Genomic DNA, 26438 nt, shown 5'->3' with positions numbered 1-26438 from the left:
GTTAGGCATTTGAAATGAACTGTTTCTAATCAACATCAGGCCGGTATTCCCCCATAATATACTATCCCAGTCGCAGAACGCGTCCGGGAGTAGCCACGATTTCAGACTTCCTCCGAACTCTGCCAGTCCGTAATCAGCTCGCCATAGATAATTTCCGCTTCCTCCAGACGGCTCAGCAGACAATATTCATCCGTCTGATGCGCCATGCCCGGTTCGCCTGGCCCGAGAATAATGCACGGTGGATGCTCGAGCGCCGGTAACAGCAGTGACGCATCGGTGAAGTACGGCATGATTTTCGCCTCCAGCGTGGCGGAGTGCAGCTTCTGACAACGCCGGTAAACGCCGCTTATCCAGCCGTTTTCCTGCGGGCTGAGCACTGCGGGTAAATCCACCAGCGTTGAAATAGTGACGTTGTCACCGAGTGCTGTCGTGAGATTCTGCCGGATGGTCGCATGTTGCAGATTTGGCGCGGTACGGATATCCACATCAAATTCGGTGTGATCAGGCACCGAATTGATATTCAGCCCGCCACGAATGCGCCCGACGTTCAGCGTCGGCTTTTTCATCAGCGGGTGAGCCGCACCCGGTTCGAAATGCTGGATTTTCCCCAGCGCCTCGGTGGCGAGATAAATGGCGTTGATCCCCAGTTCAGGCATCGCGCCGTGCGCCGTTTTTCCGCGCGTTTCACAGCGCAACCACAGCGCACCTTTATGGCCGATGACCGGATAGTTGGCCGTCGGTTCCCCGACGATCAGCGCGCCCACCGGCGGCAGTTCGCCCGCGTCGATCAGCGCTTTTGCGCCGTCACAGCCGGTTTCTTCTCCGCCGGTAATGATCATCACAACGCCCTTTCCTGCCCGGATGGCGGCCTGATGTGTCACGCAGGCCACAGCAAACGCGGCTACGGCGGCCTTCATATCGCTCGAACCGCGACCGTACAACCGGTCGGACGTCAGGTCAGAACCGAACGGATCGTACTGCCAGGTCTGATTACCCAAGGGCACGGTATCCAGATGCCCGGTAAAAGCCAGCGGTTTGCCCGGTTTGCTGCCGTGAAGACGGGCGATCAGATTGAAACGTTTTTCGCCAAAGCTGCTGAGCGTAACGTCAAAACCCTGCACCTGTAGCCAGTCGGCAAAAAACGCCATGCAGGCCGCCTCATCGCCGGGTGGATTGATGGTGTTGAAACCCAGAAGTTGTTGTGTGAGTGACAAGGTAGCGCCGGTCATTAAGCTTTCTCCGTCAGCCAGTCCAGACAATTCACCCACAACTGGCGGTAGCCCGGCCAGGCAGCAAATTCAGCCGGCAGCCAGTGCGCGGACATATCACTGGTCCACACCAGCGATCTTCCCTGCTGATACTCCCGTATCGCGACCAGCGGATGCGGCGTCCCGGCCACGGTCGCCAGCAGTTTGCCTTCCGGGTGCATTTCTACTTCGTTGTAGCCCAGCAACCACGGCCAGTCACCGGCGATATCACTGAATACCGCATGTGGTTCTTTGATCTCAGGATAGATGCCTTCCGGCGTTTCGATTCGGTCATCCCAGGCCAGACAGCGCACCGGTAAAACCTTTTCCACCGCCGTATTGTGATAACGCGCCCCGCCGTTGATCCCCTGGAAACTGTAATAGCCGCCGATCATCATCAGGCTGCCACCTGCGGCCACGTAATCGTGGATCAGCGTCAGGCGGTTGGCGGTGCGTTGGCTTTTAAGCCAGGTGTCCGGGTGCAGCAGCAACGTGTTGGCACCGATATCCGAAAGAATGATCGCATCCCACTGCTGTAATTCCGCCAGCGTGAGCGGAAAACTGACCGGCGCTTCGTGGGCAGTCATGTGCGTGATGTCGTAGTGGCTGTCCGCCAGCGCGGCGAGAAAATCGGTCGCGCCGTTGTGCCAGGTTGCTGTAGCAAACTGGTCGAAACCTTTGATATGCGTGGATGTGCTGGTCCAGGATTCACCGACCAGCAGGATTTTCTTGTTCATCACCTTCTCCTTATTCTCCGCCAAAGACACGCTGCGGGTTATTAATCATTATGTTTTCAAGCTGCTCGCCGCTGACGCCATGCCGGCGCAAACGGGGAACAAAATGCTTCAGGATGTAGCCGTAACCGTGGCCGCCGTAGCGAGTCAGCATGGTTTTTAAAAACACGTCCTGCGACAGCAGAATTTGTCCGATGAAACCATCATCAATCAGCTCGCGGATCGCCCGCGCGTTCTCTTCGTCCGACGGCGACTGCGCAGATTCATCGGCGTAGTAGTAGCTCATGCCGATCATGTCGTACTCGAGGAACGCGCCGCGCTGCGCCAGCTCGCGCTGATAGCGTTTGTCGGCAAAGCTCGGGTTCATATGGCACAGCACGGTGTGGCGCAGATCCGCCCCTTCGTGCTCGAGGATATCCAGCACCTTGTGGCCGAGGCGTTCCCAGCCCGGCAGATGCACTTCGATCGGCACGCCGGTAGCCGCGCTCGCCCGGCCTGCGGCGCGCAGCGATTTCTCCTCATCCGGCGTAAAGCGGCTGGAAACACCGATTTCGCCAATAAGCCCGGCAATGACTTCCGGCTTATTCTCTGCGCCGCCGACGTCATAAATCAGCTTTTCGGTTAGCTGTTCCAGCGAGATGCTTTTCACCCATTCCGGGTGTGAAGGCTCAAGATACAGGCCGGTGCCCATTACAATATTGAGGCCGGTGAGGCGCGAAATCCTTTGCAAGGCTTTGGGGTCACGCCCGATGCCGATATTGGTGGGATCGACCACCGTTTGCCCACCCAGCGCGCGGTACTTCATCAGTTCATCAATCGCCACATCCACATCAAACAGCTGGCAGTTATCGCGGCTCATCAGCGGATTGAGCGACAGTTCACCCAGATTCTCGATAGACACCGGCATTTCGGCGACGTGACGATCGCTGCAACAGCACGGTGCGACCCACTTGCCCGAGGCATCCAGCAGAATATGTTCGTGCATCAGCGTAACGCCCATTTCGGCTAACGGGAGCGGCCCGAGTACGGTCATCACATGACCGCTGCCAATGCCGACCGGTAAGGGATCCGCGTGGCGAAAAATAGATCCTTTCATTGGCTATCCTTTCGACGGCGTTCGCGCCGGGTTGAGAATGCGGGTGTTCAGCCAGATGGCCAGCAGGATGATCGTCCCGGTGGCGATTTGGGTGTAGAACGGGGAAATGTGCGACAGAATCAGGCCGTTCTGGATAATCGCAATCGACATCGCGCCCAGCAGCGTGCCGATGATGGTGCCGAAACCGCCGAACAGGCTGGTGCTGCCGAGAACAACGGCGGCGATCACTTGCAATTCAAACCCTTCGCCCTGATTCGAGGATCCGCTGCCAAGACGTGCAGTAATAATCATCCCGGCAAGTGCTGCCGCCATGCCGCTGATGATATACACGCGCATCGTGACCGCCTTAGTGTTGATTCCGCTGCGGCGTGCGCCTTCGGCGTTAGCACCAATCGCCGTGACGTAGCGGCCAAAGCGCATGTGATTCAGCACGATATGTCCGATACCCAGAGCAAAAATGGCAATCAGCGCGGGCATCGGAATGCCGACCACCCAGGCGCGTCCCATAAAGGCGAACAGGCTGTCTTGCGGGATCGGTATGGAATAACCCTGGGTAATCAGCAGTGCAACACCGCGCACCACCGCCAGCATGGCGAGTGTCACGATAAATGCCGGAATCCCCTCGTAGGCGATGAAAAACCCGTTTATCGCCCCCACCAGCCCGCCGAGCACCAGCCCGCCGATTAACACAACCGGCCACGGCAACCCCCAGTAGTTCAGCGCAATCGCGGAGAGCGCGCCGACCAGCGCCAGCGTCGAGCCGACCGACAGATCGATACCGCCGGTCGTGATCACCAGCGTCATGGCCGTCGCGACGATCAGCAGCGGTGCGCTCTGACGAACGATATTCAGCCAGTTAGCGCTGCTGAGAAAGTTATTGGTGATAAGCGAAAACACCACGCAGCAGAAGATGAAAAACAGCGCAATGCTCACCACGCCTGAGTGGTTGTGCAGTATGCGGCGCGGCAGCGAATGCCGGATAACACGTGAACCGCTTAAATTGATCATACTCATCCTGTTTACCTCAATGCGCGGCGGCAGATTGCGCGGTGAATTTCTCACCGACAATAAGATTGACGATGTCTCCCAGACTGGTGTCGGCCACCCTGCGGTCCGCGACGTTGGTGCCTTCGTACATCACCATGATGCGGTCGCAGACCAGGAACAGATCCTGCAACCGGTGAGTGATTAAAATTACGCTAACGCCTCTGGCACTGACGCGGCGGATCAACTCCAGCACCGCTTCCACTTCGGCTACCGCAAGCGCAGCGGTCGGTTCATCCATGATCAGCACTTTCGGGTCGAACGCGGCAGCGCGGGCAATCGCAATCGCCTGTCGCTGTCCGCCGGAGAGATTGCGCACCAGCAGATGCGTATCAGGGATCGAAATTCCCAGCCCTTTCAGCATCTCGCGTGCATCAGCGTGCATTTTTGTCTGGTCAAGAAAGGGAATGCCGAGCACGTGTTTCAGCGGCTCGCGCCCCATGAATAAATTACCGGCCACATCCACGGTGTCGCACAGCGACAGATCCTGATACACCATCTCGATATGGCAGCGGCGGGCATCCGCCGGATTGGTAAAGTGCATCACTTCGCCATCCACGCGGATAGCGCCACTGGTCGGTACAACCGCACCGGACAACACTTTGGTCAGCGTCGATTTCCCCGCGCCGTTATCCCCCACCAGCCCCAGCACTTCGCCCGGTTCCAGCTTGAGATTCACGCCGCGCAGTGAACGAATTGACCCGTAAGTCTTGGTGATATTGACCATTTCTACCCGCGGTATGCCGGGTTTAGCCTGTTGCATCTGGAACTCCTGTCACCCGATATCGGTTATTAGGGGTTGGATGGCGCGGAGAAAAAGGTTCTGTTATTCACGGCTTACACCCTTGTAAACCGGTTTACCTGAATAACAGAACTGTCTCCAGTGCCCGTGGGACAAAACGCTTCACTACTTGTTAGCCACAGTGAACTAAGCAGCTTCCATGCCAGAGCGCAGGTAAAGGGGAATCGAAGATTTTTAACTGTCTGTAATTGCGATGAATAAATTTTAATCGCGAGGTAAACCGGTTTACCCGATCAGGCTATGCGAACACTTCATGCGCTAAAATCGTGCGCAATTTGCGCTATTTTGGATCGGGTGAGCGTTGCTGGATGGAATCACGCCCTACCCAGCTAACGGGCAGACGGGTTTCAGCGGGGACATTTTCTTCGCCGTTGAGCAGCCGCAACATCAGGCTGACCGCCGTCCGCCCCAGTTCCCGTGCGGGCTGGCGGATGGTGGAGATCCGTGGCTGGGTGAAGTCGGCATAGCTGGCATCATCGAAACCCACCAGCGACAGCGCCTCCGGCGCGCGCAGCCCCAAATCGCGCAAACCATCGAGCAGGCCGAGCACCAGAAAATCGCTGGCGGCGAACGCGGCGGTCGGGCGTTTTGTGTGGCTGAACAGCTTGTGCAAGGCGTGCTGACCGAATTCTCGCCGGTAGTCGCCATACATCACCCACTCCGGCGGACAGCTCAGACCGGCCTGCGCCAGCGCGGTGCAGAAGCCCTGATAACGTTCGCGCACGCTCATCAGTGCGTCCGGCCCGCCGATAAAGGCGATGTCGCGGTGCCCGGCGGCAATCAGTTCCTGTGTAGCGAGCATGCCACCCTGCACGTTGTCGGCAAAAACCTTCGGCGCAAAACTGCCGGGAATATCTTCATCGAGCAGGACAATGCGCTGATGGCGCTGGATTTCTTTGCATAGCGATCCGTTATCCGGTCGGTTAGTGGCAAACAGCAAACCATCGACCTGGCAGGTATCCAGCCAGCGAATGAACTGACTTTCTTTCTCGGGATTGTTGCGGGTAATACATAAAACCAGGCTGTAGCCGTGTTCGAATGCCGCCTCTTCGGCCGCATCCGCGAGTTCGGCGAAGAAGGGGTTGGTGATGTCCGACAGCACCAGACCGAGGGTTTCGCTTCCGCCCTTACTCAGGCGACGGGCAAGGCTGTTCCCCCGGTAATCGAGCTGTGCGATTGCGGATTCAATCCGGCTGACCGTGTTCTGAGGCAATACGATGCTGTTGTTCATGTAGCGCGACACGGTGGCCTTGGAAAGACCGGCAAGGTTTGCCACATCGGATAACAGCACGCGTTTTTTCATCATCTGGCCACGTTGGATAAAAGGTATCAGTAACATAATTGAGCGTGATTGTTATAGCATTTTCCGCCCTCAACGCGACGCAAAAAAATAGCACTTGACAAAAAATCCGAGTCAGAGAATTGTAATAGCCAGTTTACCTGCACCACCCGGGAAGCAATTCCCAACCGGTAAAACGCATTTTATCCACGCACCGAAACGGACCGGTTGCTTAAATGCTTTTTTACCGGCCTCAGCAATCAGCCTGTCTTTTTAACAGGTTTACGACGATCACTTTGCTATTTGTCCTGCCAACACATTCTGTGCTCAGCGATTATTCGCCCGGGCAATGCTGGTTATATCTCAATCCCAATGAGGACAAAAACAATGATATTCAACACCGGAAAATTTCGTGTTTTAGCGCTCGTCACAGCATTATTTTCTTCAGGTACTTACATGTCTGGTGCAATAGCCGCAGAACCCACTTATGCCCTGGTGCAAATTAACCAACAGGCGTTATTCTTTAATCTCATGAATAAAGGCGCGACGGATGCAGCCAAGGCCAGCGGCAAAAATCTGGTAATTTTTAATGCCACGGATAATCCGGTGGCACAGAATGACGCTATCGAAAACTATATTCAGCAAGGTGTGAAAGGCATTCTGGTCGATGCCATCGACGTCAACGGTATTATGCCAGCCATTAAGGAAGCGGCAGCGGCGCACATTCCGGTGATCGCCATTGATGCCGTGCTGCCGGACGGGCCGCAGGCGGCGCAGGTCGGCGTGGATAATATCGAAGGCGGTAAGATCCTCGGTAAATACTTCCTTGAATACGTGAAAAAAAATATGAATGACACAGCGCACGTCGGCATTGTGGGTGCGCTGAACTCTGCCATTCAAAACGATCGCCAGAAAGGTTTCACAGACACCCTCAAAGCTAACAAGAAGATCACCGTGGCTGATGTGGTGGATGGCCGCAACGTGCAGGACAGTGCGATGACCGCCGCGGAAAACCTCATCACGGCCAACCCTGACCTCACCGCCATCTACGCCACGGGTGAACCGGCATTGCTGGGCGCGATTGCCGCGGTCGAAAACCAGGGACGTCAGAAAGATATCAAGGTATTTGGCTGGGATCTGACGGCGAAAGCCATCAGTGGCATTGATGGCGGTTACGTCGCGGCAGTGCTGCAACAGGATCCTGAGCAGATGGGCGCTCAGGCACTGAAGGCGCTAAATGACATCACCGCCGGGAAAACCGTACCGAAGAAAATTCTGGTACCGGCCACCGTGGTCACCAAAACCAACGTTGATACCTATCGCTCACTGTTTAAATAACACCGGATACCGGCCCGCATTATGCGGGTCGGTGCTGGCGTTTCAGACGGCAGGGTTCAGTAAGGTGTGCAGTTCGGCACAGGTGGGGAACGCGCTGTAGGTACCCCAGCGGCTGACGGTAATGGCGGCGGCCTGGCTGGCGTGTGTCAGTGACAGTTCATCAATGCCGCTGTTGCGCAGCAGCGATGAGGCCAGCATCACGGCCAGAAAGGTATCGCCGGCACCGGTGGTATCCACCGCCTGAGTCACCGCGGCCGGACAAAACGTTTGCTGAGTATCCGTGAGCAGTGTGGCACCCTGCGCCCCCTGGGTTATCACCAGATTTGTGACGCCTGTGGGGTGCAATTCCTCCGCCTCCAGCTGGTTGAGCACCGCGATATCTACCCACGGCCAGAGGTGGCAGAAGTCAGGTTTCACCGGGGATGGGTTGAACACAGTGGTCATGCCGCGTGCTCTCGCCAGCCGGAACAGATGGCGGGTTTTCTCAAAGGAGAAGTTACCCTGCATCAGCATCATGTCGCCGGGCACGGCATCTGCCAGCGCCAGAGTGATGGCTTCTGCGGTGAGGGAATCCGCTGCTGTGGTGGTAGTAATAATGGCATTGTCGCCATCGGCACAATTAAATATCAGCGACATATCGCTGTTACAGGGAGAAAAAGAGACGGGTAAATGACGCAGGGTTTCGTGACGAATTTTTTCCGCCATCCAGCGGCCATTGACGTCATTTCCCATAGCGGCAATTAAGGTGGTGTTTATTCCACAGCGGGAAAGCAGGATTGCCTGATTAGCCCCCTTTCCGCCAATGTCTTGCGAGACTTTATTTCCATGAATGGATGAGCCTTTTGTGGGAATATCGGCAATCGCCCAGTTTTCATCGACAGTAATATTACCGATAACATAAACACGCATAGTGTTTCCTTGAACAGGATGAATAAGATGGTTTCTATATCAGCAGAAAAAGTTAACGCAATACAAGCTATTTTTTCACGTAAGAAAGCCGTGATTGGTGTTATTCATTGCGACCCTTTCCCTGGCACACCAAAATACAGCGGTAAATCAATCAGCGATATTATTGAGCGCGCACTGCGAGATGCTGATAATTATATTTCCGGCGGTGTGCATGGTCTGATTATTGAAAACCACGGCGATATTCCTTTTTCCAAACCCGAAGATATCGGCCCTGAAACTTCCGCGCTGATGGCGGTAATCACCGACCGCATCCGCACCCGCTTTGATGTGCCGCTGGGCATCAACGTGCTGGCGAATGCCGCGATCCCCGCGCTGGCAACCGCGCTCTCCGGTGGAGCCGATTTCGTGCGCGTCAACCAGTGGGCAAACGCGTATATCGCCAACGAAGGTTTCATCGAAGGCGCAGCGGCAAAAGCGTTACGCTATCGCAGCTTGCTGCGTGCCGAGCATATCCGCGTTTTTGCTGACAGCCACGTCAAACACGGCAGCCACGCGATCGTCGCAGACCGCTCCATCAAAGAGCTGACGCGGGACGTCGATTTCTTCGAGGCGGATGCAGTGATCGCCACCGGTCAGCGCACCGGAGATACCGCCACCCTGAGCGAGATCGACGAAATCCGCAGCGCGACCGAGTTGCCTCTGCTGGTGGGTTCGGGCGTTACGCCGGACAACGTCGGGGAAATCCTCACCCGCACTCAGGGTGTGATCGTCGCCAGCGCATTAAAAGTGGACGGCGTGTGGTGGAATGACGTCGAACTGGCACGGGTGAAACATTTCATGGAAGCCGCACGTGCCGTGCTGGAGGATGAGTGATGGAAACCTTCACCGACCGGCTTTTGCGCGACCATCACAATGTGTGGCAAAGGATGCAGCAACATCCGTTTGTCTGCGACATTGAGCGCGATACGCTTCCCGCCGCTGTGTTTAACCGTTATCTGGTTTTCGAAGGTCAGTTTGTCGCCACGGCGATTGCTATCTTTGCACTAGGCATCAGTAAAGCACCGCATCTCCGCCCGCAACGCTGGCTGATTGGAGTGCTGAACGCGCTGGTGGATACGCAGATCGCCTGGTTTGAAACCGTACTGGCAAAGCGGCAGGTGAACCCGGCAGAGTATCCCGACGATCTTCCCGGCGTGAGAAACTTCAGCGACAACATGCTCAGCGTGGCGCAGCGTGGCAGCTATGAAGAAATCATCACGCTGATGTTTGGCGCGGAATGGATGTACTACGCCTGGTGCAAACGCGTGAGTGAGAAAACGCAGATTGATGAGGATCTCCGCCGCTGGGTGGAACTGCATGCCGAAGAGTCGTTTTATCAGCAGGCATGCTGGCTGAAAACGGAGCTGGACCGCTGTGCCGAAACGTTGAGTACCGCGCAGCAGCAAGCGCTTTCCGCGTTATACTGCCAGGTGCTGACGTGGGAGATTGATTTTCACAGTGCAGCGTATTGGGATAAACCCGCTGGTTAAGCTGAAACGAAAGCTTCTGTCGCAAAAAAGCCGCATGGATGCGGCCACATCATCGCCTTTAAGACTGATACTTCTTTTCAAAGACATCCGCGAACCAGTCGATAAATACCCGGACTTTCGGTGAAAGGTAGCGCCGGTCAGGGTACAAAATGGATACGGGAGTGGTCTTTAAGGATTTTTGCGCTGTATTCTCCGTCTCCGGCACAGTGCTCCAGCCCCTTCGTTAAGTGACTCATCTCCTCGTCTTCCCGCCCGTTTTGGACAAAATTCCATCCTGTCTTAAAATAATAAGTGTGCGATCTATTACACCCGTGGACGTTACCGCACGTAAAAAATTACGCCTTAGTAATCAAAGAGATTATTCAACATGCTAAAAAACATTAGCCAGATTTTCTGTTTGTTCTTACTGGTCGTTACCGTCGGGATCCACGCGGGCGAAATCAATTTATACTCTTTCAACACCGGTTCGTTCGTCTACCATCTGACCGGTAACTACGGGCAATACAATGAGTTTTTCGACAATAAATTCATGTCCGTTGAAAGAAAATTCTCAGAAGACTCCAAATACAGCGCCCTGCTGGGCACGATGGATAACAGTTTTGGCGATCGCTGTATCGCGATGGGGCTGAGAAGGGACTGGGCATCCGGGGAGTCGGGGTGGGTGTTCAAAGGCGTTTATGGTTATACCGGCGAGTTCTTTTTTAATGCCTTCAAGGATTGCGGTGACCATGGCTCTTACAACGATTTTAAGAAAGTCTCCGGCATTGGCTTCTCCCCTTACATCTATCACGCCATTCAATACAACTTCACCGACTATTTCGGCGTGGAAAGCGGGATCATTATTCCGTCTGTTTTTGTCATCAGCGTGCAGTGGAGTTTCAGGTAGGGGCTGGCCGGAAATGACTGAGGCAAATCTTTCGATCTGCCTCAGTGAAGGATTACCTTATTGAGCGGCTATTTGCGCGCAACAGCGTTAACGCCTCAGGCATGGCTGACAGGTTTTTGCCCGGTCTTAACGTCGGCATTTTCCAGCATCCGTCGGACAGGGATGATCAGCAGGAACAGCACCGCAGCGCAGATAAGCAATGCGATGGAACAACGCGCGAAGAGATTCGGCAGCATGTCCAGTTGGTCGGCTTTGACGTGGCCGCCAATCAAACCTGCAGCGAGGTTACCCAGCGCGCTGGCGCAGAACCACAGCCCCATCATCTGACCACGCATTCTTTCCGGCGCCAGCAGCGTCATGGTCGCCAGCCCAATCGGGCTGAGACAGAGTTCACCCAGCGTCAGCATCAGAATACTGCCCACCAGCCACAACGGTGACACCCCTGCTCCGCCGTTGTTCAGCACGTTTTGCGCCGCCAGCATCATGATCCCAAAGCCCGCCGCCGCACACAGAATGCCGATGATGAACTTAGTGATGCTGCTTGGACGCACTTTTTTCCGTGCCAGCATTGGCCATGCCCAGCTAAATACCGGTGCCAGCAGAATGATAAACAGCGCATTGATGGACTGGAACCAGACGGCAGGGATCTCAAAATCGCCGATCATGCGGTTGGTATAGTCGTTCGCAAACAGGTTAAACGAGGTCGGTTTCTGCTCAAACGCAGACCAGAAGAAAGCGGCGGAAACCAGCAGGATGAAGCACACCAGCAGGCGCGCCCGTTCTTTGCGGTTAAGACCGGCAAACAAGAAAAGATAGACAAAATAGAGGATGACCGAAGCAGCGATCACGTACACCAGCGTACTGGCGACGGCGACCGGGTTGATCACAATCACGCCCTGCGCGATCAGCGTCACCACGACAACCACACCTGCCGCCAGTGCCAGCAGCCAGCCGCCAACACCCTTTTTCTTCGCCACCGGATTGTTCCAGGTGGAATCCAGCCCGACTTCGCTGTCGTAACGTTTCATTGCCGGAACGGCGTAAACGCGGAAGATAATCAGGGCCACCAGCATACCGATACCACCGATACCAAAGCCCCAGTGCCAGCCGTGGGTTTTAATCAGCCAGCCGGAAATCAGCGGCGCGATAAAGGAGCCCATGTTGATGCCCATATAGAACAGCGAAAAACCGCCGTCGCGACGCGCATCCCCTTTTTTATACAGCGTGCCGACCATGACCGAGATACAGGTCTTGAACAGACCGGAGCCGAGCACGATAAACATCAGGCCGATAAAGAACAGGTTGTCGCCCAGCACAGCGGATAATGCGATGGACAAGTGCCCGAGCGCGATAAGAATCGAACCGTACCACACCGCTCTCTGCTGCCCGAGCCAGTTATCCGCCAGCCAGCCACCCGGCAACGCCGCGAGATACATACAGCCTGCAAAGATACCGACGATGGCCGACGCGCTTTCCCGCGCCAGCCCCATGCCGCCGTCGTAAACCGTGGCGGCCATAAACAGAATCAGTAAAGGGCGAATCCCGTAAAACGAGAACCGCTCCCACATCTCAGTGAAAAACAGTGAACCCAGCGGATATGGATGGCCGAAAAAGGTTCGGCTCTCGTTTTTGTTAACAGAGGAATGCATAAATTCTCCAGAGAAAGTCGGTCGGAATGTGTGTGCAAAGCGCCCTGTCCGGCGGCTGTCATGCAGCCGCTCTTGAAGACTCAGCAGGTTAAGATCATTGCTGAATACGGGTATTGTTTGGCGCTGAGGGCAGGACTTTAAGATGAAAAGTCGACGATTGTCCACTTTTAAAGACGTTACGGCGGTTATTTTGCGTACGGAATAGGTATAAATGCGATGAATAGTCTAATTATCACGTATTCATGTGGGTGATTTTCTTTCAACGAGTGACTTTTCCTGAAAAACTGAAACGCAAAAAGCAGCCACTCCGGTGGCTGCTTTCAATCTCACCACCCTCCGCTCAGGTTCAGCATCAGCGCAAACACCACAAGCGTGACGAGAATTGCCACAACGCTTTCCCCGAAAAGCTGTGTTCTGCCGTAGCCGCGTAACAGTGTTGTTTTAGAGGGAGCCGCCCGCTGCGGGTCGCCGGGTCTGGCGCTCTTTAACCATTCCCGCGTGTGCCGGTAAAGCCGTATCCACAATGTGGCGACAATCAGCAGCAACACCGTGAATACCACGATGCTATTCAGTTGAAACTGCGTTCCCCAATGCCAGTTTGTATTGTTCATGACGGTTGATCCTGTGTATTGACCGGCGCTTCGTCTTTTATGTCGTCAGCAAATCTGCGCATCAGTCGCGCCAGTCCGACAATATCCTCGTTTTCCCAGCGGGAGAAAATACCCTGAGCAATTCTGTTGCGCGCCTCATCGATGCGTGCGGTCATGGCTTTGCCTTGCGCAGTCACAACGGCTTCGCGCACGCGGCGGTCGCTGGCATTGGCCTGCCGGGTGATAAGCCCGAGCGTTTCCATTTTAGCCACCTGCCTGCTGACGGTGGTGTAGTCGCGCCCCACTCTGTCTGCCAGCTCGACAACGCCGATCGGGCCGAGCCGTTCCACCAGCACTAACAGCGGAAACAGTGCACGATCCAGCGCGATACCGGCTTCCCGGATCATGGCTTCGTCACGCTGCGGGCGGTTCATGACGCCGACGATTTCCAGTAACGCCCCGTGCAGTTCACGGAGCGTTTCTTCAATATGTGTATTTTGCACGTTTTTAATTGACAATGGTCTTCCCCTCTGACTAATGTGTGCATATTACACATAAGAGGTGAGCGATGGAAAAAATATTAAAGACAGATGTGCTGATTTGCGGCGCGGGCGCGGCAGGTTTAACACTGGCTATCGAACTGGCGCGCCGGGGTATTGCCTTTCATCTGATTGAAAAGAGCCCGGCGCCGTTCGGTGGGTCCAGGGGCAAAGGCATTCAGCCACGTACCCTGGAGATATTCGAGGATCTGGGTATTCTCGAACAGATCGCGGCCGCGGGAGGCGTTTATCCGCCTATGCGCCATTACGCTGAAGGGGGCGGCTACCGCGATGAGGAGGTGATTGAGCACGCACCGCCGACGCCTGCTGAGCCTTATCCGCACCCGCTGATGGTGCCGCAGTTTATGACCGAACGGATCATGCGCGAACGGTTACTCGGGCTGGGGCATCAGCCTGAATTTGGCTGCGAACTGCTCAGTGTTGAACAAAATGCACAGGGCGTAATTGCAAAAGTCATCAGCGATACGCAGGAAAGAACGCTGTCTGCACGCTGGCTGGTCGCGGCTGACGGTGGCCGCAGCAGGATACGGCAGGCGCTGGACATTCCCTTCCCCGGTAAAACGCTCGGGGTGCGGGCGATCGTCGCCGATGTCACGCTCAGCGGATTAACGCGCGATGCCTGGCACTGTTTTCATCAGGGCGATATGGCGCGACAAATAATGCTTTGCCCGCTCGCCGGCACCGCCCTGTTTCAGGTGCAGGGGCCGGTACCTGCTCAGGGCGAGATTGATTTAACCGCCGAAGGGTTAGATGCCCTCGTCGCAGAACGCACCGGGCGCAGTGATATTCGTATCCGGTCAGTTTCCTGGGCATCGGCCTACAACATGAATGCGCGGCTGGCAGAGCAGTATCGCGTTGGCCGTATTTTTCTGGTCGGCGATGCGGCTCACGTTCACCCGCCAACCGGCGGACAGGGGCTCAATACCAGCGTGCAGGATGCTTATAATCTTGGCTGGAAACTGGCAGCCGTTGCCGGTGGCGCGCCGGATGCCCTGCTCGATACCTATGAGGAGGAACGCAGGCCTGTCGCGGCGGGGATGCTCGGGCTGGCGACGCACCTTCTGGAAGCGCAGAAACGCGGTGACATGCGGCGCGGTCGCGAAGTGCATCAGCTGGATATCGGCTACGCCGGTTCTTCCCTTGCGCAGGAAGACACGGGGCGTCAGCGCACCCTCCTCGCCGGTGACCGTGCGCCGGATGCGCGGGTTCGCCGTGCATCCGGCGAAAGCGTACGGCTGTTTGATCTGCTAAAAGGAACCCACTGGACGTTACTCGGCGTGGAAATCCCTGCCGGGCAGATCGCCCCTCTCCCCGGCGTACACCTGCATATACTGGGCGCGGGCGGTGATCTGACGGATGAATGGGGTGAATTTAATCAGGCGTACGATCTTGTTGCGGGTGAAGTTTTGCTGGTCCGCCCTGACGGGTATATTGCCGCCATCGTGACGGCGAAAAATAGCGCGTTTCCCGAAGAGTATTTCGCTAAGTTTTTGACCCATCAGGGAAAGCATTAACAGACGGATGGGCAGACATTTGCAAAATAAAAGTTAAGAAAATCTGATTGATCAAGAATTTTCCATAACAAAAATTTATCTGATATTGTGTCGCTTCTGAGAAGATTCACACTGGAAGATCGAATGCTGTTAACCCTCGTTTATCGCAGTCATGTCAGCGAGCATGTTCAGTCCGCCTCCCTTGCGGGGTTGGTGACACAAGCGAGTTTAAAGAATGAACTGTCAGGTATCACCGGTATCCTGCTTTTTGACGGAACGCATTTCTTCCAGTTGCTGGAAGGTCCCGAAGACGCGGTCGATGCGCTTTATTACACCATCAGTCAGGACCGCCGGCACCATAACGTCGTCGAACTGATGCGAGATTATGCGCATTCCCGGCGGTTCGGTAATGTCGGTATGGAACTTTTTGATCTGCGATCTCATCATGAAGATGTGGTGCTTCAGGCGGTGCTGGATAAGGGAACGTCGAAATATCAGCTGACCTATGATGACCGCGCATTGCAGTTCTTATGCACTTTTGTGCAGGCGCGTGAAAAGGAGAATTATCTCGAAATTCTTCCTGCGGGCACCTGGTCGTTTCTGCCTGAAGAACAGCCGGAAGCTGAAGTAGAATTTATCTTTCCGGAAATGCAGGACTACAGCTTTGCGTTCCAGCCGATTATTGATCCGCTGAGCCGTGAGATCATTTCGTACGAGGCGACCTTGCGCGGGCCGGACGGTGGTTCGCCGATGGGCTATTTCTCTAAGCTTTCGCGCATGACCATTTATGAAGCAGATCTTAAATCTAAAAAGCTGGCCTTCGCGCTGGCCAATCAGATGGGTCTGAACAGCAAAACGCTGACGGTCAAACTCCTGCCCATGACGCTGGTGATGGTGCCCGGTGCCGTTGAGTTTCTGATTCAGGAAATCACGGCAAACGGTCTGGTGCCGGAGCAGATTGTCGTTGCGATCACCGAGAACGGTGTCATTACCCGCGAAGATAAATTCACCGCAGCAATGAAACAGCTGAAAGCCTCGGGAATGCGTCTGGCGATTGATGATTTTGGTGCGGGATCGGCGGGGTTATTGCTGCTGACGCAGTGCCAGCCTGACAGCATCATGATTGACCGTAATATCATCTGCGACGTTCACACCAGCGGGCCGAAGCAAGCGGTTGTGCAGGCGATCATCAGGTTCTGTTCTTCACTCGAGATATCGGTGATTGCGACCGGTGTGGAAAAACCGGAAGAATGGATGTGGCTGGATGCCGCAGGGATATGTAATTTTCAGGGTGAGTTGTTTACCACGCCACGGGTTAATGCCCTGCCGGTGGTCGCCTGGCCTGAAATTTTGCAGGAAGATCAGTTACTCAATCAGAATTTTTAAGACATGCAGGGTCGTGGAAACACGTCCCTGCATCAGGACTGACAAAACATGTCCGGGAACGCTTATTCAATATCATCGTCCGAGGTGCGGTAAACCACATATTCCAGCGCTTCTAAATAAACATCCTGCTTATCCGCGTCACTTTCCTGTTCAATCTTCTGAATCAGACAAAGAATAATATCTTTGTGGGTGACATGCCCTGTCTGGCTTTTTAACGTATTGTAGATACGGATGACTGTTTCATTACCCACCAGAAGCTCAGGATCTTCCGTCAGAATATAATCAGCCAATTTCACATGAGTATAAGACACGTCTTGCATTTTAATACTCTCCGTCACTGAGTTTAATTAAAAACCGGAATCATCAGGGGTGTATCCCACCACTAATTCCAGGGTTTTACGCAGAACATCCAGTTGCACGATATCGGATGTACTTTCGAGCTGATTAATCAGGTGCAAAATGATGGCTTTATTCGTCACCACACCGTTGCTTGCCAGAATAAGGCGAATTGCCGCACCCAGCACTTCGGTTTCGCTGGAGTAAAGTTCACCGGCTTTCTCGAAATGTTTATACATCACCGTATGACTGGCTGAATCAATCATCGAATGAGAGTGGTTTGAGGGCATCGTTTCGTTGTAATGAGTCATAACAGAATCAGATGGCTCAATGTTTTTTCTTGTCATCGGACGGCCCTTCAGCGTTGAAAAAGTGTCGAACATTGTCGACGTCACGAACCTCATAACTGATTTGCCCGCGCTTTTGCGCAATGTTATGGCGAATCTCGTTAATAACCTGTTCGCACGCACTTTTTCGGTTAATGGAATCCGCACTTACAGCCATATACTGTAATTGCGCAATGAGTTTATCGGTCGATATTTGTTTTTTGCTTTTAAGCAAAGAAACAACGGCCTCACCTATCAGTTTGTCCGTCAATTTTTCTTCGTTACTTCTGTACATATTATCAGCCTCTGAATTTACGCCGGCCATAAGGCCTCGGCAGATTAGCTTCAGGTTCAGAGTTATTACCTTGCGCCGTAAGCGGTAAAGGGTTTTAAGGCGATGAATAAATCAGGCCCGCATAATATGTCGAACTGAATAGCTAATATAACCAATCTTTACTTAATAAAATAACTGCCCGACATTAAGAATCACGTTCAAGTACCAGGTGGATAAGCTTCATATAATGCTTCTCCTCCGCTTCGCTTCCGGCCATTTCCACGCGGCTTAAAAGCTTGGAACATAAGGCTTTGCGATTCAGGTTTTTGCCTGCTTCCAGAATTTCAACGACAACGCGGCCCATCGTTTCTTCCTCAGAAAAAACCTGAGTGTACAGTGAAGAAAATGTGTCAGAAGACGATGGATTGAGTTTATTCTGTCGCATGATTAACCCTTATGTTAATACGTGTGTGAATAATAATTGCTGGTGTGACCATAAAGTTATACAAGATATGCAAAGTTGTACAGGTATTTTAGGAAAAAAAAGCTAGCAATGAAACTATCTGGCAACAGTATTGTCATAACTGGCTGAAATTTATGTGTTTCCCGGATTTTTCTGCAAAGCCGTTTCCGTGTAAAAAAGCGTCACCTGTCTTTGCTACGATCCTTGTATCGATTTAACCGCCTGATTGCCCTTTCGGCAGTGCGGCGAAAAAGTCTGCATGCGCGGGCGCGCGGGTTTGTTGCAGGATTTCCGCCAGCATCTCCAGCGGTGAATCCGACCAGTCGGCGCGCAAATCGACGCTGGCATACTGCCGGTCGCACCAGACTTTCAGCGCAGCGGATTTCAGCCCGCGACGATCACCGCCTGCGGCCGCTCCGGCGTTCATCGCCGCCAGCAGGCGATCGGCGAGAGGCAAGCCGTCACTGTCCTGATAAGTGGCCAGCATCGCCTCCAGCGTTTTCGCCCCCGTCAGTAAATTGCCACCGACCACGCACCCCGTTCCTTCAAGGCTTCCCGCCCAGCCACCGCACTGGGCGCCGCTCCAGCGTGCACAGCGGCCCTGACTGTCGACGATCAGCACCTGCCTTTTGGCCGCGTCGGCATCGTTTTCAAGGATCATGTTCAGCGCACTGGCCGCGTCTTCACCTTGCTGCAACAGCGCCAGCCCCTGCCCGCCGTAGAGCGGGTTGGTCATAGCCTGGGTGGCAATCGCGCCGCACTGCGCCCGCCCGTGAACTACCAGCGCCCCCACTGCCGGACCGGCGGTGGCGGTAGCGACGCCCAGCGCCCCTGAGAGCGGATCGCGCGCGACGATCGAAAAGGTCATAAATACTCCGTGACGGTCTGGTTAAATTTATGCGTATAAATTATTGCAATTCAGTTTATTTATACGCATAAATAATAAACAGGACAACGCCTGATTTCCCAAAAAGGTGTTCATCACAGGCTTTACAACGCGACGAGGTCGATATGCTGCCAGCTTTGCGAACGTTAGTTATCCCGCTCTGTCTTTGTCTTGGCACACTGTCGTGGCAGGCTTCGGTGCAGGCGAAAACCCCGGCGGATGCGCTGTTAATCGGTCAGGTGGCGGAGCCGCAGTCTCTGGATCCGCAGGTCGCCACGGCGGCCAACGATTCCCGCATTCTGGTGAATATCTTCGACGGGCTGGTGCGTAACGGCGAAGGCAAGCTGGATATTGAACCCGCGCTCGCCACCCGCTGGGAAATCAGCCCCGATGGCCTGACGTACCGTTTTCATCTGCGTGAAGGGGTTTCGTTTCAGGATGGCACACCGTTTAATGCCGCCGCGGTGAAATTCACTTTCGACCGGATGCTGGATGATAAAAATCCGTGGCACAACACCGGCCCGTTCCCGCTGTCGTTCTTCTTCTCGTCGATTAACTCCATCGACACACCCGACGAAAACACGGTGGTGTTCACGCTGAAAGAGCCCTTCTCGCCTTTTCTTTCCAACCTCGCCACGCCGACCGGCCTGATTGTTTCGCCGGAGGCAGTGAAAAAGTACGGTAAAGACGCAGGCCGCCATCCGGTGGGGACCGGTGCGTTTCGTTTTGCCGAGTGGAAAGCCAATCAGCGGGTGGTGCTGACGGCCAATGACGCGTACTGGGATGGCAAACCGGCGGTCAAAAACGTGGTGTTCAGGCCGATTACCGACGGCAATACGCGGGTGGCGGAAATGCTTTCCGGCGGCATTGACGCCATGGTGGAAGTGCCGCCCGATACGGTCAAACTGTTTGCGCAAAAAAGCAATCGCTTCCGTCTCTATCAGACCACCGGCCCGCACGTCTGGTACGTGATGCTCAATACGCAGGTACCGCCGTTTAACGATGTGCGCGTGCGTCAGGCGGTGAATTATGCGGTTAACAAACAGTCGCTGGCTGACAATATTTTGCAGGGTTCAGCCGACGTCGCCGACGGGCCGATCCCGCGCGCGTTTAACTGGGCCGCCAACAAAGACGTTTCCCCTTATCCCTATGATCCCGCCAAAGCCCGCGCCCTGCTCAAAGCGGCCGGTGCCGAAGGCGCCTCGCTGACATTTTATGTGACTGAGGGAGGTTCGGGCATGCTGGATCCTATTCCGATGGCGACCGCCATTCAGGCGGATCTCAAAGCGGTCGGGCTGAAGGTGACCATCCAAACCTATGAGTGGAATACCTATCTGTCGAAGGTCAATGCCGGTCTGGATAACCATACCCAGATGGCAGAAATGGCGTGGATGACCAACGATCCGGACACCCTGCCGTTCCTGACCTTACGCACCGACGCCTGGCCGAAAAAAGGCGGATTTAACTCCGGGTATTACAGCAATCCGCAGGTCGACATCCTGTTGCAGAAAGCCCGTCTGACCACGGACACCGCCGCCCGCGCCGCCCTTTACCGCGAAGTACAGCAGCGCGTACACGACGATGCCCCCTGGATTTTTGTCGCTAACTGGAAGCAGAACGCCGTGACCTCCACGCGTATTCAGCATTTCGCGCTGCAACCTAATTTCAACCTGTTGCTCAACCGGGTAACCAAACAGTAATCGGAGATGTTTATGGGGAGTTACGTGCTTAAAAGGCTGTTCTCGACCATTCCGGTGTTTATCGGGTTGTCGTTAATTGTTTTTCTGATCATGGCGATGATTCCGGGGAACCCGGCGCAGGCGCTGTTGGGTGCCTGGGCAACGCCGGAAAACGTGGCGCGCATTAACCGCGAGCTGGGGCTGAACAAGCCGCTGTATCAGCAATATCTGATCTGGGCGGGCAATATTCTGCACGGCGACTTTGGCCGCTCCTATGTGCTGAACCGGCCAGTCATTGATGAAGTGATGGAGCGTTTCAGTGCAACGCTGCTGCTCGGCGGCTGCGCGCTGTTACTCAGCACCGTACTGGGACTGCTGGCAGGGATTTTCTCGGCGGTCAGGCAGTTCGGCTGGGGCGACCGCATCATCACGCTGCTGGTGCTGCTGGGCATTTCTATGCCGTCGTTCTGGATAGGCTTGCTGATGATCATGTTGTTCGCCGTGCAGCTGCAATGGTTCCCGGCGTCCGGGATGTATGCGGTCTGGGGCGGCGGTGACGTGGCAGATCTGCTGCACCACCTGGCGCTGCCCGCCGTGACGCTGGCGATAGTCGCCACCGGTGTGATCGCCCGCCTTACCCGCACCGCGATGCTGGAAGTGCTGCGTCAGGACTTTATCCGTACCGCCCGCGCCAAAGGGCTGTCTGAACGCAAAGTGATTTACAAGCATGCGTTCCGGATGGCGCTGGTGTCGGTTATCCCGGTGATCGGCATTCAGGCAGGCTTCGTGCTCGGCGGCGCAGTGTATATCGAGACGGTGTTCCAGTGGCCGGGGCTGGGCGCGATGATGGTGAAAGCCGTTGCCACCCGTGATCTGCTGCTGGTTCAGGGCGGCGTGCTGGTCGCCGCTGCAGCCTATGTATTGATCAACCTGTGCGCAGACATTCTGCAGGCGCTTCTCGACCCGAGGTTAAAATCATGAGCCAGACCATCACTTCCCCCGCGCCGCGCTACCGCCAGTCTTTGTGGGCGCTGCTGCTGGCTAACCGCCTGGCAACGCTCGGCCTGACGCTGCTGGTTATTGCCGTGGCCGCTGCCCTCGCCGCCCCGCTGTTGCCGATACCTGATCCGGACGCGACGGATTTACTTAACCGGCTGTTGCCCCCGTTTTCGCCCGGCCACTGGCTGGGAACCGATCCGCTGGGGCGCGATATGCTTTCACGTCTGCTGTGGGGAACGCGGGTGTCGCTGGCGGTCGGGATATGCGCCACGCTGCTGGCCGCGCTGCTGGGGACGCTGATCGGGCTGGTTGCCGGGTACGCCGGTGGCAAAACCGACAGCCTGCTGATGCGGCTGATCGACATGCTGATGGCTTTCCCCTACATCCTGCTGGCGCTGGTGATCGTCGCGGTGCTCGGCCCCGGCCTGCTGAATGCGCTGTACGCCATCGCCGTGGTCAATATTCCCTTCTTCGCCCGTAACATTCGCGGGCTGACCGTCGGCCTGCGCCAGCGCGACTTTATCCAGGCGGCGCGGCTGTCCGGTAAAAATCATCTGCAAATTTTGCTCACCGAAGTGCTGCCCAACGTGATGCCCGTGGTGGTGGTCACCATGTCGACCACCGTCGGCTGGATGATTTTAGAAACCGCCGGGTTGTCATTCCTCGGGCTGGGCACGCAACCGCCAAATGCAGATCTCGGCTCGATGCTCGGTCAGGGGCGCGCGCAAATGTTCAGTGCGCCGCACGTCTCCGTGGTGCCGGGATTGATGATTTTCCTGCTGGTGATGAGTTTTAACCTGCTCGGCGACGGCATCCGCGATCTGCTGGATCCGCGTCTTAAATCCGGTATTTTGCTGCGTGCCCGCGCGGTGACCACCGTAACGCGTTCCGCCGTGCCGCCCGCCGTAAAGGGAAGCGACGCCCTGCTGGAAGTGGTGGATTTGCAGGTCAGCTTCCGCTCAGGCCGGCAATCAGTGGCGGCGGTAAAAGGGGTCAGCTTCCACGTGGCAAAAGGCGAATGTTTGGGGCTGATTGGCGAAAGCGGCTCAGGTAAAAGCGTCACCGCGCTGTCGGTGATGGGGCTGGTCTCGTCACCGCCGGGTGAAATCACCGGAGGCGCCATTTATGTCGGCGCAGAAGAGATGCTCGGGCTGTCGCAAGGCCAGCTGCAACAGAGGCGTGGCGCGCGCGTGGCCTACATTTTCCAGGATCCGCTGACCACGCTGCACCCGCAGTTCAGCATTGGTGCGCAGATCATCGAATCCATTCAGGCGCATCAGGCGATGCCAAACCGTGCAGCGAAAGACAAAGCGCTGTCGCTGCTGGTCAGCGTAGGCATTGAGGATGCCGCGGCGCGCTTTGATGCGTTTCCACACCAGTTGTCAGGCGGTCAGCGGCAGCGCGTGGGCATCGCAATGGCGCTGGCGAATGACCCGGAAATCATCATTGCCGATGAACCGACCACCGCGCTGGATGTCACCGTGCAGGCCCGTATTCTCGATTTACTGCAACAGTTACGGCGCGAACGCGGCCTGACGCTGCTGTTCATTACTCACGATTTCGGCGTGATTGCGCAGATTTGTGACCGCGTGGCGGTAATGCGGAACGGCGAAATCGTGGAAAGCGGCGATACCCGCTCGGTGCTGCGTGATCCGCAACATGATTACACCCGCAGACTGATCGCAAGCGTGCCCAAACTCGGTCAGGGGCGCGGTTTTCTTAAACAGGTCGGCGAACTGTATGCCACACAAAAACCGCAGCCGGAGGCACTATGAACAATGTCATTGAAGTCAGCGGATTGGTGAAAACCTTCGGCAGCCGTTCAGGCTGGTTCTCCGGTAAAAAACATCAGGTGGAAGCGGTTAAAGGTGTCTCTTTCCATCTTGCCGAAGGCGAGACGCTGGCGGTGGTGGGCGAAAGTGGCTCCGGGAAAAGCACGCTGGCGCGGATGCTGGTCGGGCTGGAGCGGCCAACCTCCGGCTCGGTGACACTGATGGGCGAAGAGATGTCGGCGCACAGTAAACGCGGCGATAAAGCCTTTGGCCGGATGATCCAATATGTGTTTCAGGATCCGGTGGCCTCACTGAATCCGCGCAAAACCATCGCGGATACGCTGGACGTGCCGCTGCGTTATCTGTGCGGCTACCCTGCCGCGCGGCGACAGGCGCGGATGCGCGAGCTTATGGACGCGGTACAGATGCCTGCGGACGCCCTTACCGGTTATCCGCATGAGTTTTCCGGCGGACAGGCGCAGCGGCTGGCTATCGCCCGCGCACTGGCGGCGGAGGCGCGCATACTGGTGCTCGACGAGCCGGTCAGCGCGCTGGATGTCTCGGTGCAGGCGCAGGTGTTATTGCTGCTCGATCAGCTTAAACGTGATTTCGGCCTCTCCTATCTGTTTATCAGCCATGATTTAGCGGTGGTAGAGTCGATAGCCGATCGCGTGGCGGTGATGTATCACGGAGATTTGGTAGAATGCGCGGATAATGACATGCTGTTCAACGCGCCTCAGCACGACTATACCCAACGTCTGCTGGCCAGCGCGCCCAGGGTTTGAGCCAATGAAGGGATGTATGAGCACTGAAACGTCACACCAGCCCGAACCGGTACGCCGCAAGCGCACCGACGAAATCGTCGATGCCATTAAAGAGAGCATCATCAGCGAAAACCTGCTGCCGGGCGACCGTCTGCCGCAGGAAAAAGACCTGATCACCCGCTACGCGGCGGGCAAAGGCACGGTGCGCGAGGCGCTGAAATCCCTTGAAGTTCAGGGGCTGATCCGCACCAAAACCGGCCCCGGTGGCGGTGCGTTTATCGATTCGATGACCGAATCGCGTGCCATGAGTTTGCTGTCCAATTATCTGTTTACGCGCCAGCTTTCCATCAGCAATATCTACGCGCTGCGTAAAGCGCTGGAGCCGCTGGTGGCGGTGAGCGCCATCGGCAATATCGACGCCAAAGGCTTTGAGCAGTTGCATCAGCTGATCGCGGTCTACGATCATGAACCCGCCGACGAAAACGAACGCTGGGAACAGCGTATGGCCGAACTCGATTTCCACGGTGTGGTCGCCAGCTACTCCGATAACGTCCTGCTGGCGTTTATCTGCCACTTCCTGCAACGCCTGCTCAAAGATCTGGCCGTTTGCAAAGACATCTACCAGCGCCCCGAACCGGTAGCGCGCCGTGCCGGTATCGATTATCAGTACCGTCTGATCGACGCCATGCGCCGTCAGGACGCCGACGCAGTACAACAGATCATGACCGAACATATGCAACACGCCGAAGACGCCATGCTCGGTTTAGAAGCCACGCTGGAGGATCGTTTTTTGAGTGAGAGATGAGGCCGTCATCAGACGATTTCAGGCTGACATGCAGACACAAAAAAGCCGGCAGCATTTTCATGCTACCGGCTTTTTCATACGCTTTTACCGCGGAACTAAACCTTACGCGTTCAGCAGTTGCTGCGCCGTTTTCTCTACCAGCGCCAGCAGAACTTTGACGTCGTCCAGCGTGACGGTCGGGTTCAGCAGGGTCAGCTTCAGGCAGGTCACGCCGTTATGCTCGGTGACACCCACGTTGGCGCGGCCTGAATCCAGCAACGCATCGCCGATCTTCTGGTTCAGCAGGGCGACAGCGGCATCGCTGCTGTTTGCCAGTTGTTCAGGACGGTAGCGGAACAGCACGCTTGCCAGCTGTGGCTGCATCACCAGTTCCAGCGCGGCTTCAGACGTCACATACAGCGCGACGTCCTGTGCCAGCGTCACACCGTGATCGATGATCGCGGCGTACTGTTTCTGCCCTAACGCTTCCAGCCCCATCCACAGTTTCAGTGCATCGAAACGGCGGGTGGTTTGAAGTGATTTAGACACCAGGTTTGGCACGCCCGCCTCTTCGTCAAACTCAGAGTTCAGGTAAGCCGCCTGATAACGCATCAGCTCATAGTGACGCGCTTCTTTCAGCAGGAACGCGCCGCAGCTGATGGTCTGGAAGAACTGTTTGTGGAAGTCCAGCGTGATGGAATCCACTAACTCGATGCCATCCAGATAGTCGCGGTATTTTTCGGACAGCAACAGAGCACCGCCCCACGCCGCATCCACGTGAACCCAAATCTGATGCTCAGCCGCCAGTTCAGCGATAGCGCGCAACGGGTCGATCGCACCGGCGTCCGTGGTACCGGCAGTCGCCACGATGGCCAGGATCTGATCGCCATTGGCTTGCGCCTGTGCCACTTTCTCGCGCAAATCGTTGAGATCCATACGGGCAAACTCATCGGTTTTCACCAGCGTCACGCACTGATAGCCGAGGCCGAGCAATGCCATGTTCTTCTGCACGGAGAAGTGTGCATTTTCAGAACATAACACCTTAATTTTACGCAGGTTGCCGACGAGGCCGTCCTGCTGCACAGAGTGTCCCTGACGGGCGAAGAAGGCGTCACGCGCCAGCATCAGCCCCATCAGATTGCTCTGGGTGCCGCCGCTGGTGAACACGCCCGCGTCGCCAGCCTGATAACCTACCTGAGTGCGCAGCCATTCGATCAGCTTCATCTCAATGATGGTGGCTGACGGGCTTTGGTCCCAGGAGTCCATGCTCTGGTTAGTGGCGTTGATCAGCACTTCCGCGGCCTGGCTTACCACCAGGCTCGGGCAATGCAAATGCGCAACACATTGCGGGTGGTGCACAGACAGACTGTCTTTTAAAAAGTATTCAATGGCGCGTTCAATCGCGGCCTGGTTACCCAGGCCGTTTGGATTGAAGTCCAGTTTGATACGTTCACGCAGCTCAGCAACGGTTTTGCCCTGATACATCTCAGGTTGTTGCAGCCACTGCACAACAGCTTCACTGCTCTGTGCAATGGCCTGCTGGTAGGCTTCAGTGCTTTGCGCTGAGCCTGCCAGAATCGGGTTTAACTCGGACATCAGAATCTCTTACTCCG

The 26438-nt window shown here is 55.6% G+C and carries 27 protein-coding genes and 1 pseudogene; 11 read left to right on the top strand and 17 right to left on the bottom strand.

Annotated features, from left to right (window positions below; all coding sequences use genetic code 11):
• Positions 1-101 precede the first annotated feature (101 nt).
• The 6 genes from ABSH60_RS22995 to ABSH60_RS22970 form a co-directional block, all read right to left on the bottom strand.
• Entirely contained in the window at positions 102-1229 is a 1128-nt protein-coding gene (locus ABSH60_RS22995; protein WP_390976382.1) for a M20/M25/M40 family metallo-hydrolase, read from the bottom strand.
• Positions 1229-1984, bottom strand: coding sequence for a glutamine amidotransferase (locus tag ABSH60_RS22990; protein ID WP_390976380.1), 756 nt, complete (start codon positions 1982-1984; stop codon positions 1229-1231). The genes ABSH60_RS22995 and ABSH60_RS22990 overlap by 1 nt, the downstream gene beginning before the upstream one ends.
• Positions 1985-1994: 10 nt before the next feature.
• Positions 1995-3077: a phosphotriesterase gene (locus ABSH60_RS22985; RefSeq protein WP_390976378.1), complete on the bottom strand. Its 1083-nt coding sequence runs from the start codon at positions 3075-3077 to the stop codon at positions 1995-1997.
• A gap of 3 nt (positions 3078-3080) precedes the next feature.
• Positions 3081-4082, bottom strand: a complete 1002-nt coding sequence (locus ABSH60_RS22980) for an ABC transporter permease (protein WP_162997907.1) — start codon at positions 4080-4082, stop codon at positions 3081-3083.
• Between the two features lie 19 nt (positions 4083-4101).
• On the bottom strand, positions 4102-4848 hold the full coding sequence (locus tag ABSH60_RS22975; protein WP_162237796.1) for an ATP-binding cassette domain-containing protein: 747 nt from the start codon (positions 4846-4848) through the stop codon (positions 4102-4104).
• A gap of 355 nt (positions 4849-5203) precedes the next feature.
• Positions 5204-6262, bottom strand: a complete 1059-nt coding sequence (locus ABSH60_RS22970) for a substrate-binding domain-containing protein (protein WP_390976376.1) — start codon at positions 6260-6262, stop codon at positions 5204-5206.
• A 327-nt stretch (positions 6263-6589) separates the two neighbouring features.
• Between ABSH60_RS22970 and ABSH60_RS22965 the strand changes: the two genes are divergently transcribed.
• Positions 6590-7540 (top strand): substrate-binding domain-containing protein, encoded by a 951-nt coding sequence (locus ABSH60_RS22965; protein ID WP_056772435.1) that lies wholly within the window; start codon positions 6590-6592, stop codon positions 7538-7540.
• A gap of 42 nt (positions 7541-7582) precedes the next feature.
• Here ABSH60_RS22965 and ABSH60_RS22960 read toward each other — a convergent pair whose 3' ends face one another.
• Positions 7583-8449, bottom strand: coding sequence for a PfkB family carbohydrate kinase (locus ABSH60_RS22960; protein WP_390976374.1), 867 nt, complete (start codon positions 8447-8449; stop codon positions 7583-7585).
• Between the two features lie 27 nt (positions 8450-8476).
• Here ABSH60_RS22960 and ABSH60_RS22955 point away from each other — a divergent pair, with 27 nt between their 5' ends.
• Together ABSH60_RS22955 and ABSH60_RS22950 are read left to right on the top strand one after the other, a co-directional pair.
• Positions 8477-9322, top strand: a complete 846-nt coding sequence (locus ABSH60_RS22955; RefSeq protein WP_390976372.1) for a BtpA/SgcQ family protein — start codon at positions 8477-8479, stop codon at positions 9320-9322.
• Positions 9322-9978, top strand: coding sequence for a TenA family protein (locus ABSH60_RS22950; protein WP_390976370.1), 657 nt, complete (start codon positions 9322-9324; stop codon positions 9976-9978). Before ABSH60_RS22955 ends, ABSH60_RS22950 begins: the two co-directional genes overlap by 1 nt.
• A gap of 58 nt (positions 9979-10036) precedes the next feature.
• Here ABSH60_RS22950 and ABSH60_RS22945 read toward each other — a convergent pair.
• A pseudogene (locus ABSH60_RS22945) lies at positions 10037-10138 on the bottom strand (LysR family transcriptional regulator); the annotation flags it as partial.
• Between the two features lie 207 nt (positions 10139-10345).
• On the opposite strand from ABSH60_RS22945, the gene ABSH60_RS22940 reads away from it, so the two are divergent.
• Positions 10346-10864: a hypothetical protein gene (locus ABSH60_RS22940; protein ID WP_390976368.1), complete on the top strand. Its 519-nt coding sequence runs from the start codon at positions 10346-10348 to the stop codon at positions 10862-10864.
• A gap of 95 nt (positions 10865-10959) precedes the next feature.
• Here ABSH60_RS22940 and ABSH60_RS22935 read toward each other — a convergent pair whose 3' ends face one another.
• The 3 genes from ABSH60_RS22935 to ABSH60_RS22925 form a co-directional block, all read right to left on the bottom strand.
• Positions 10960-12513 (bottom strand): peptide MFS transporter, encoded by a 1554-nt coding sequence (locus ABSH60_RS22935; RefSeq protein WP_217203736.1) that lies wholly within the window; start codon positions 12511-12513, stop codon positions 10960-10962.
• Positions 12514-12839: 326 nt separating this feature from the next.
• A complete protein-coding gene (locus tag ABSH60_RS22930) occupies positions 12840-13124 on the bottom strand; it encodes a hypothetical protein (protein ID WP_122096656.1) in 285 nt (94 codons plus the stop codon).
• Positions 13121-13615 (bottom strand): MarR family winged helix-turn-helix transcriptional regulator, encoded by a 495-nt coding sequence (locus ABSH60_RS22925; RefSeq protein ID WP_235533420.1) that lies wholly within the window; start codon positions 13613-13615, stop codon positions 13121-13123. The genes ABSH60_RS22930 and ABSH60_RS22925 overlap by 4 nt, the downstream gene beginning before the upstream one ends.
• 56 nt (positions 13616-13671) lie before the next feature.
• On the opposite strand from ABSH60_RS22925, the gene ABSH60_RS22920 reads away from it, so the two are divergent.
• Both ABSH60_RS22920 and ABSH60_RS22915 read left to right on the top strand, forming a co-directional pair.
• Positions 13672-15177 carry an FAD-dependent monooxygenase gene (locus ABSH60_RS22920; RefSeq protein WP_390976366.1) on the top strand — a complete coding sequence of 502 codons (1506 nt, stop codon included), beginning with the start codon at positions 13672-13674 and terminating at the stop codon, positions 15175-15177.
• A 123-nt stretch (positions 15178-15300) separates the two neighbouring features.
• Entirely contained in the window at positions 15301-16542 is a 1242-nt protein-coding gene (locus tag ABSH60_RS22915) for an EAL domain-containing protein (RefSeq protein WP_390976364.1), read from the top strand.
• Between the two features lie 62 nt (positions 16543-16604).
• Here the strand turns inward: ABSH60_RS22915 and ABSH60_RS22910 are convergent, their stop codons facing one another.
• The 5 genes from ABSH60_RS22910 to ABSH60_RS22890 form a co-directional block, all read right to left on the bottom strand.
• Positions 16605-16862 (bottom strand): biofilm development regulator YmgB/AriR family protein, encoded by a 258-nt coding sequence (locus ABSH60_RS22910; RefSeq protein WP_056773983.1) that lies wholly within the window; start codon positions 16860-16862, stop codon positions 16605-16607.
• A 27-nt stretch (positions 16863-16889) separates the two neighbouring features.
• Complete coding sequence (locus tag ABSH60_RS22905) at positions 16890-17189, bottom strand: biofilm/acid-resistance regulator YmgB/AriR (RefSeq protein WP_371414322.1); 300 nt, start codon at positions 17187-17189, stop codon at positions 16890-16892.
• Between the two features lie 16 nt (positions 17190-17205).
• A complete protein-coding gene (locus ABSH60_RS22900; RefSeq protein ID WP_235533417.1) occupies positions 17206-17529 on the bottom strand; it encodes a hypothetical protein in 324 nt (107 codons plus the stop codon).
• Positions 17530-17683: 154 nt separating this feature from the next.
• Positions 17684-17923 carry a regulatory protein YcgZ gene (gene ycgZ, locus ABSH60_RS22895; protein WP_056773978.1) on the bottom strand — a complete coding sequence of 80 codons (240 nt, stop codon included), beginning with the start codon at positions 17921-17923 and terminating at the stop codon, positions 17684-17686.
• A gap of 232 nt (positions 17924-18155) precedes the next feature.
• Entirely contained in the window at positions 18156-18809 is a 654-nt protein-coding gene (locus ABSH60_RS22890; protein ID WP_390976361.1) for a DUF1028 domain-containing protein, read from the bottom strand.
• A gap of 143 nt (positions 18810-18952) precedes the next feature.
• Between ABSH60_RS22890 and ABSH60_RS22885 the strand changes: the two genes are divergently transcribed.
• Genes ABSH60_RS22885 through ABSH60_RS22865 form a run of 5 tightly spaced genes read left to right on the top strand, consistent with a single transcriptional unit; the run spans position 18953 to position 24846 of the window.
• Positions 18953-20527, top strand: coding sequence for an ABC transporter substrate-binding protein (locus ABSH60_RS22885; protein WP_136376374.1), 1575 nt, complete (start codon positions 18953-18955; stop codon positions 20525-20527).
• Between the two features lie 12 nt (positions 20528-20539).
• Complete coding sequence (locus ABSH60_RS22880; RefSeq protein WP_122096661.1) at positions 20540-21487, top strand: ABC transporter permease; 948 nt, start codon at positions 20540-20542, stop codon at positions 21485-21487.
• Positions 21484-23280, top strand: coding sequence for an ABC transporter permease subunit (locus ABSH60_RS22875; RefSeq protein WP_390976359.1), 1797 nt, complete (start codon positions 21484-21486; stop codon positions 23278-23280). Before ABSH60_RS22880 ends, ABSH60_RS22875 begins: the two co-directional genes overlap by 4 nt.
• A complete protein-coding gene (locus ABSH60_RS22870) occupies positions 23277-24062 on the top strand; it encodes an ATP-binding cassette domain-containing protein (RefSeq protein WP_122096663.1) in 786 nt (261 codons plus the stop codon). The genes ABSH60_RS22875 and ABSH60_RS22870 overlap by 4 nt, the downstream gene beginning before the upstream one ends.
• 16 nt (positions 24063-24078) lie before the next feature.
• Positions 24079-24846, top strand: coding sequence for a FadR/GntR family transcriptional regulator (locus ABSH60_RS22865; RefSeq protein ID WP_183849100.1), 768 nt, complete (start codon positions 24079-24081; stop codon positions 24844-24846).
• Positions 24847-24948: 102 nt separating this feature from the next.
• On the opposite strand, the gene ABSH60_RS22860 is transcribed toward ABSH60_RS22865, so the two are convergent.
• Positions 24949-26421 carry a pyridoxal-dependent decarboxylase gene (locus ABSH60_RS22860; protein ID WP_390976356.1) on the bottom strand — a complete coding sequence of 491 codons (1473 nt, stop codon included), beginning with the start codon at positions 26419-26421 and terminating at the stop codon, positions 24949-24951.
• Positions 26422-26438 lie beyond the last annotated feature (17 nt).

Origin of the sequence: Rahnella sp. R3(2024) (assembly GCF_042920125.1) — a bacterium.
Classification (GTDB): Bacteria; Pseudomonadota; Gammaproteobacteria; order Enterobacterales; family Enterobacteriaceae; genus Rahnella; species Rahnella rivi.
This window is presented reverse-complemented; position numbering and strand designations above follow the sequence as displayed.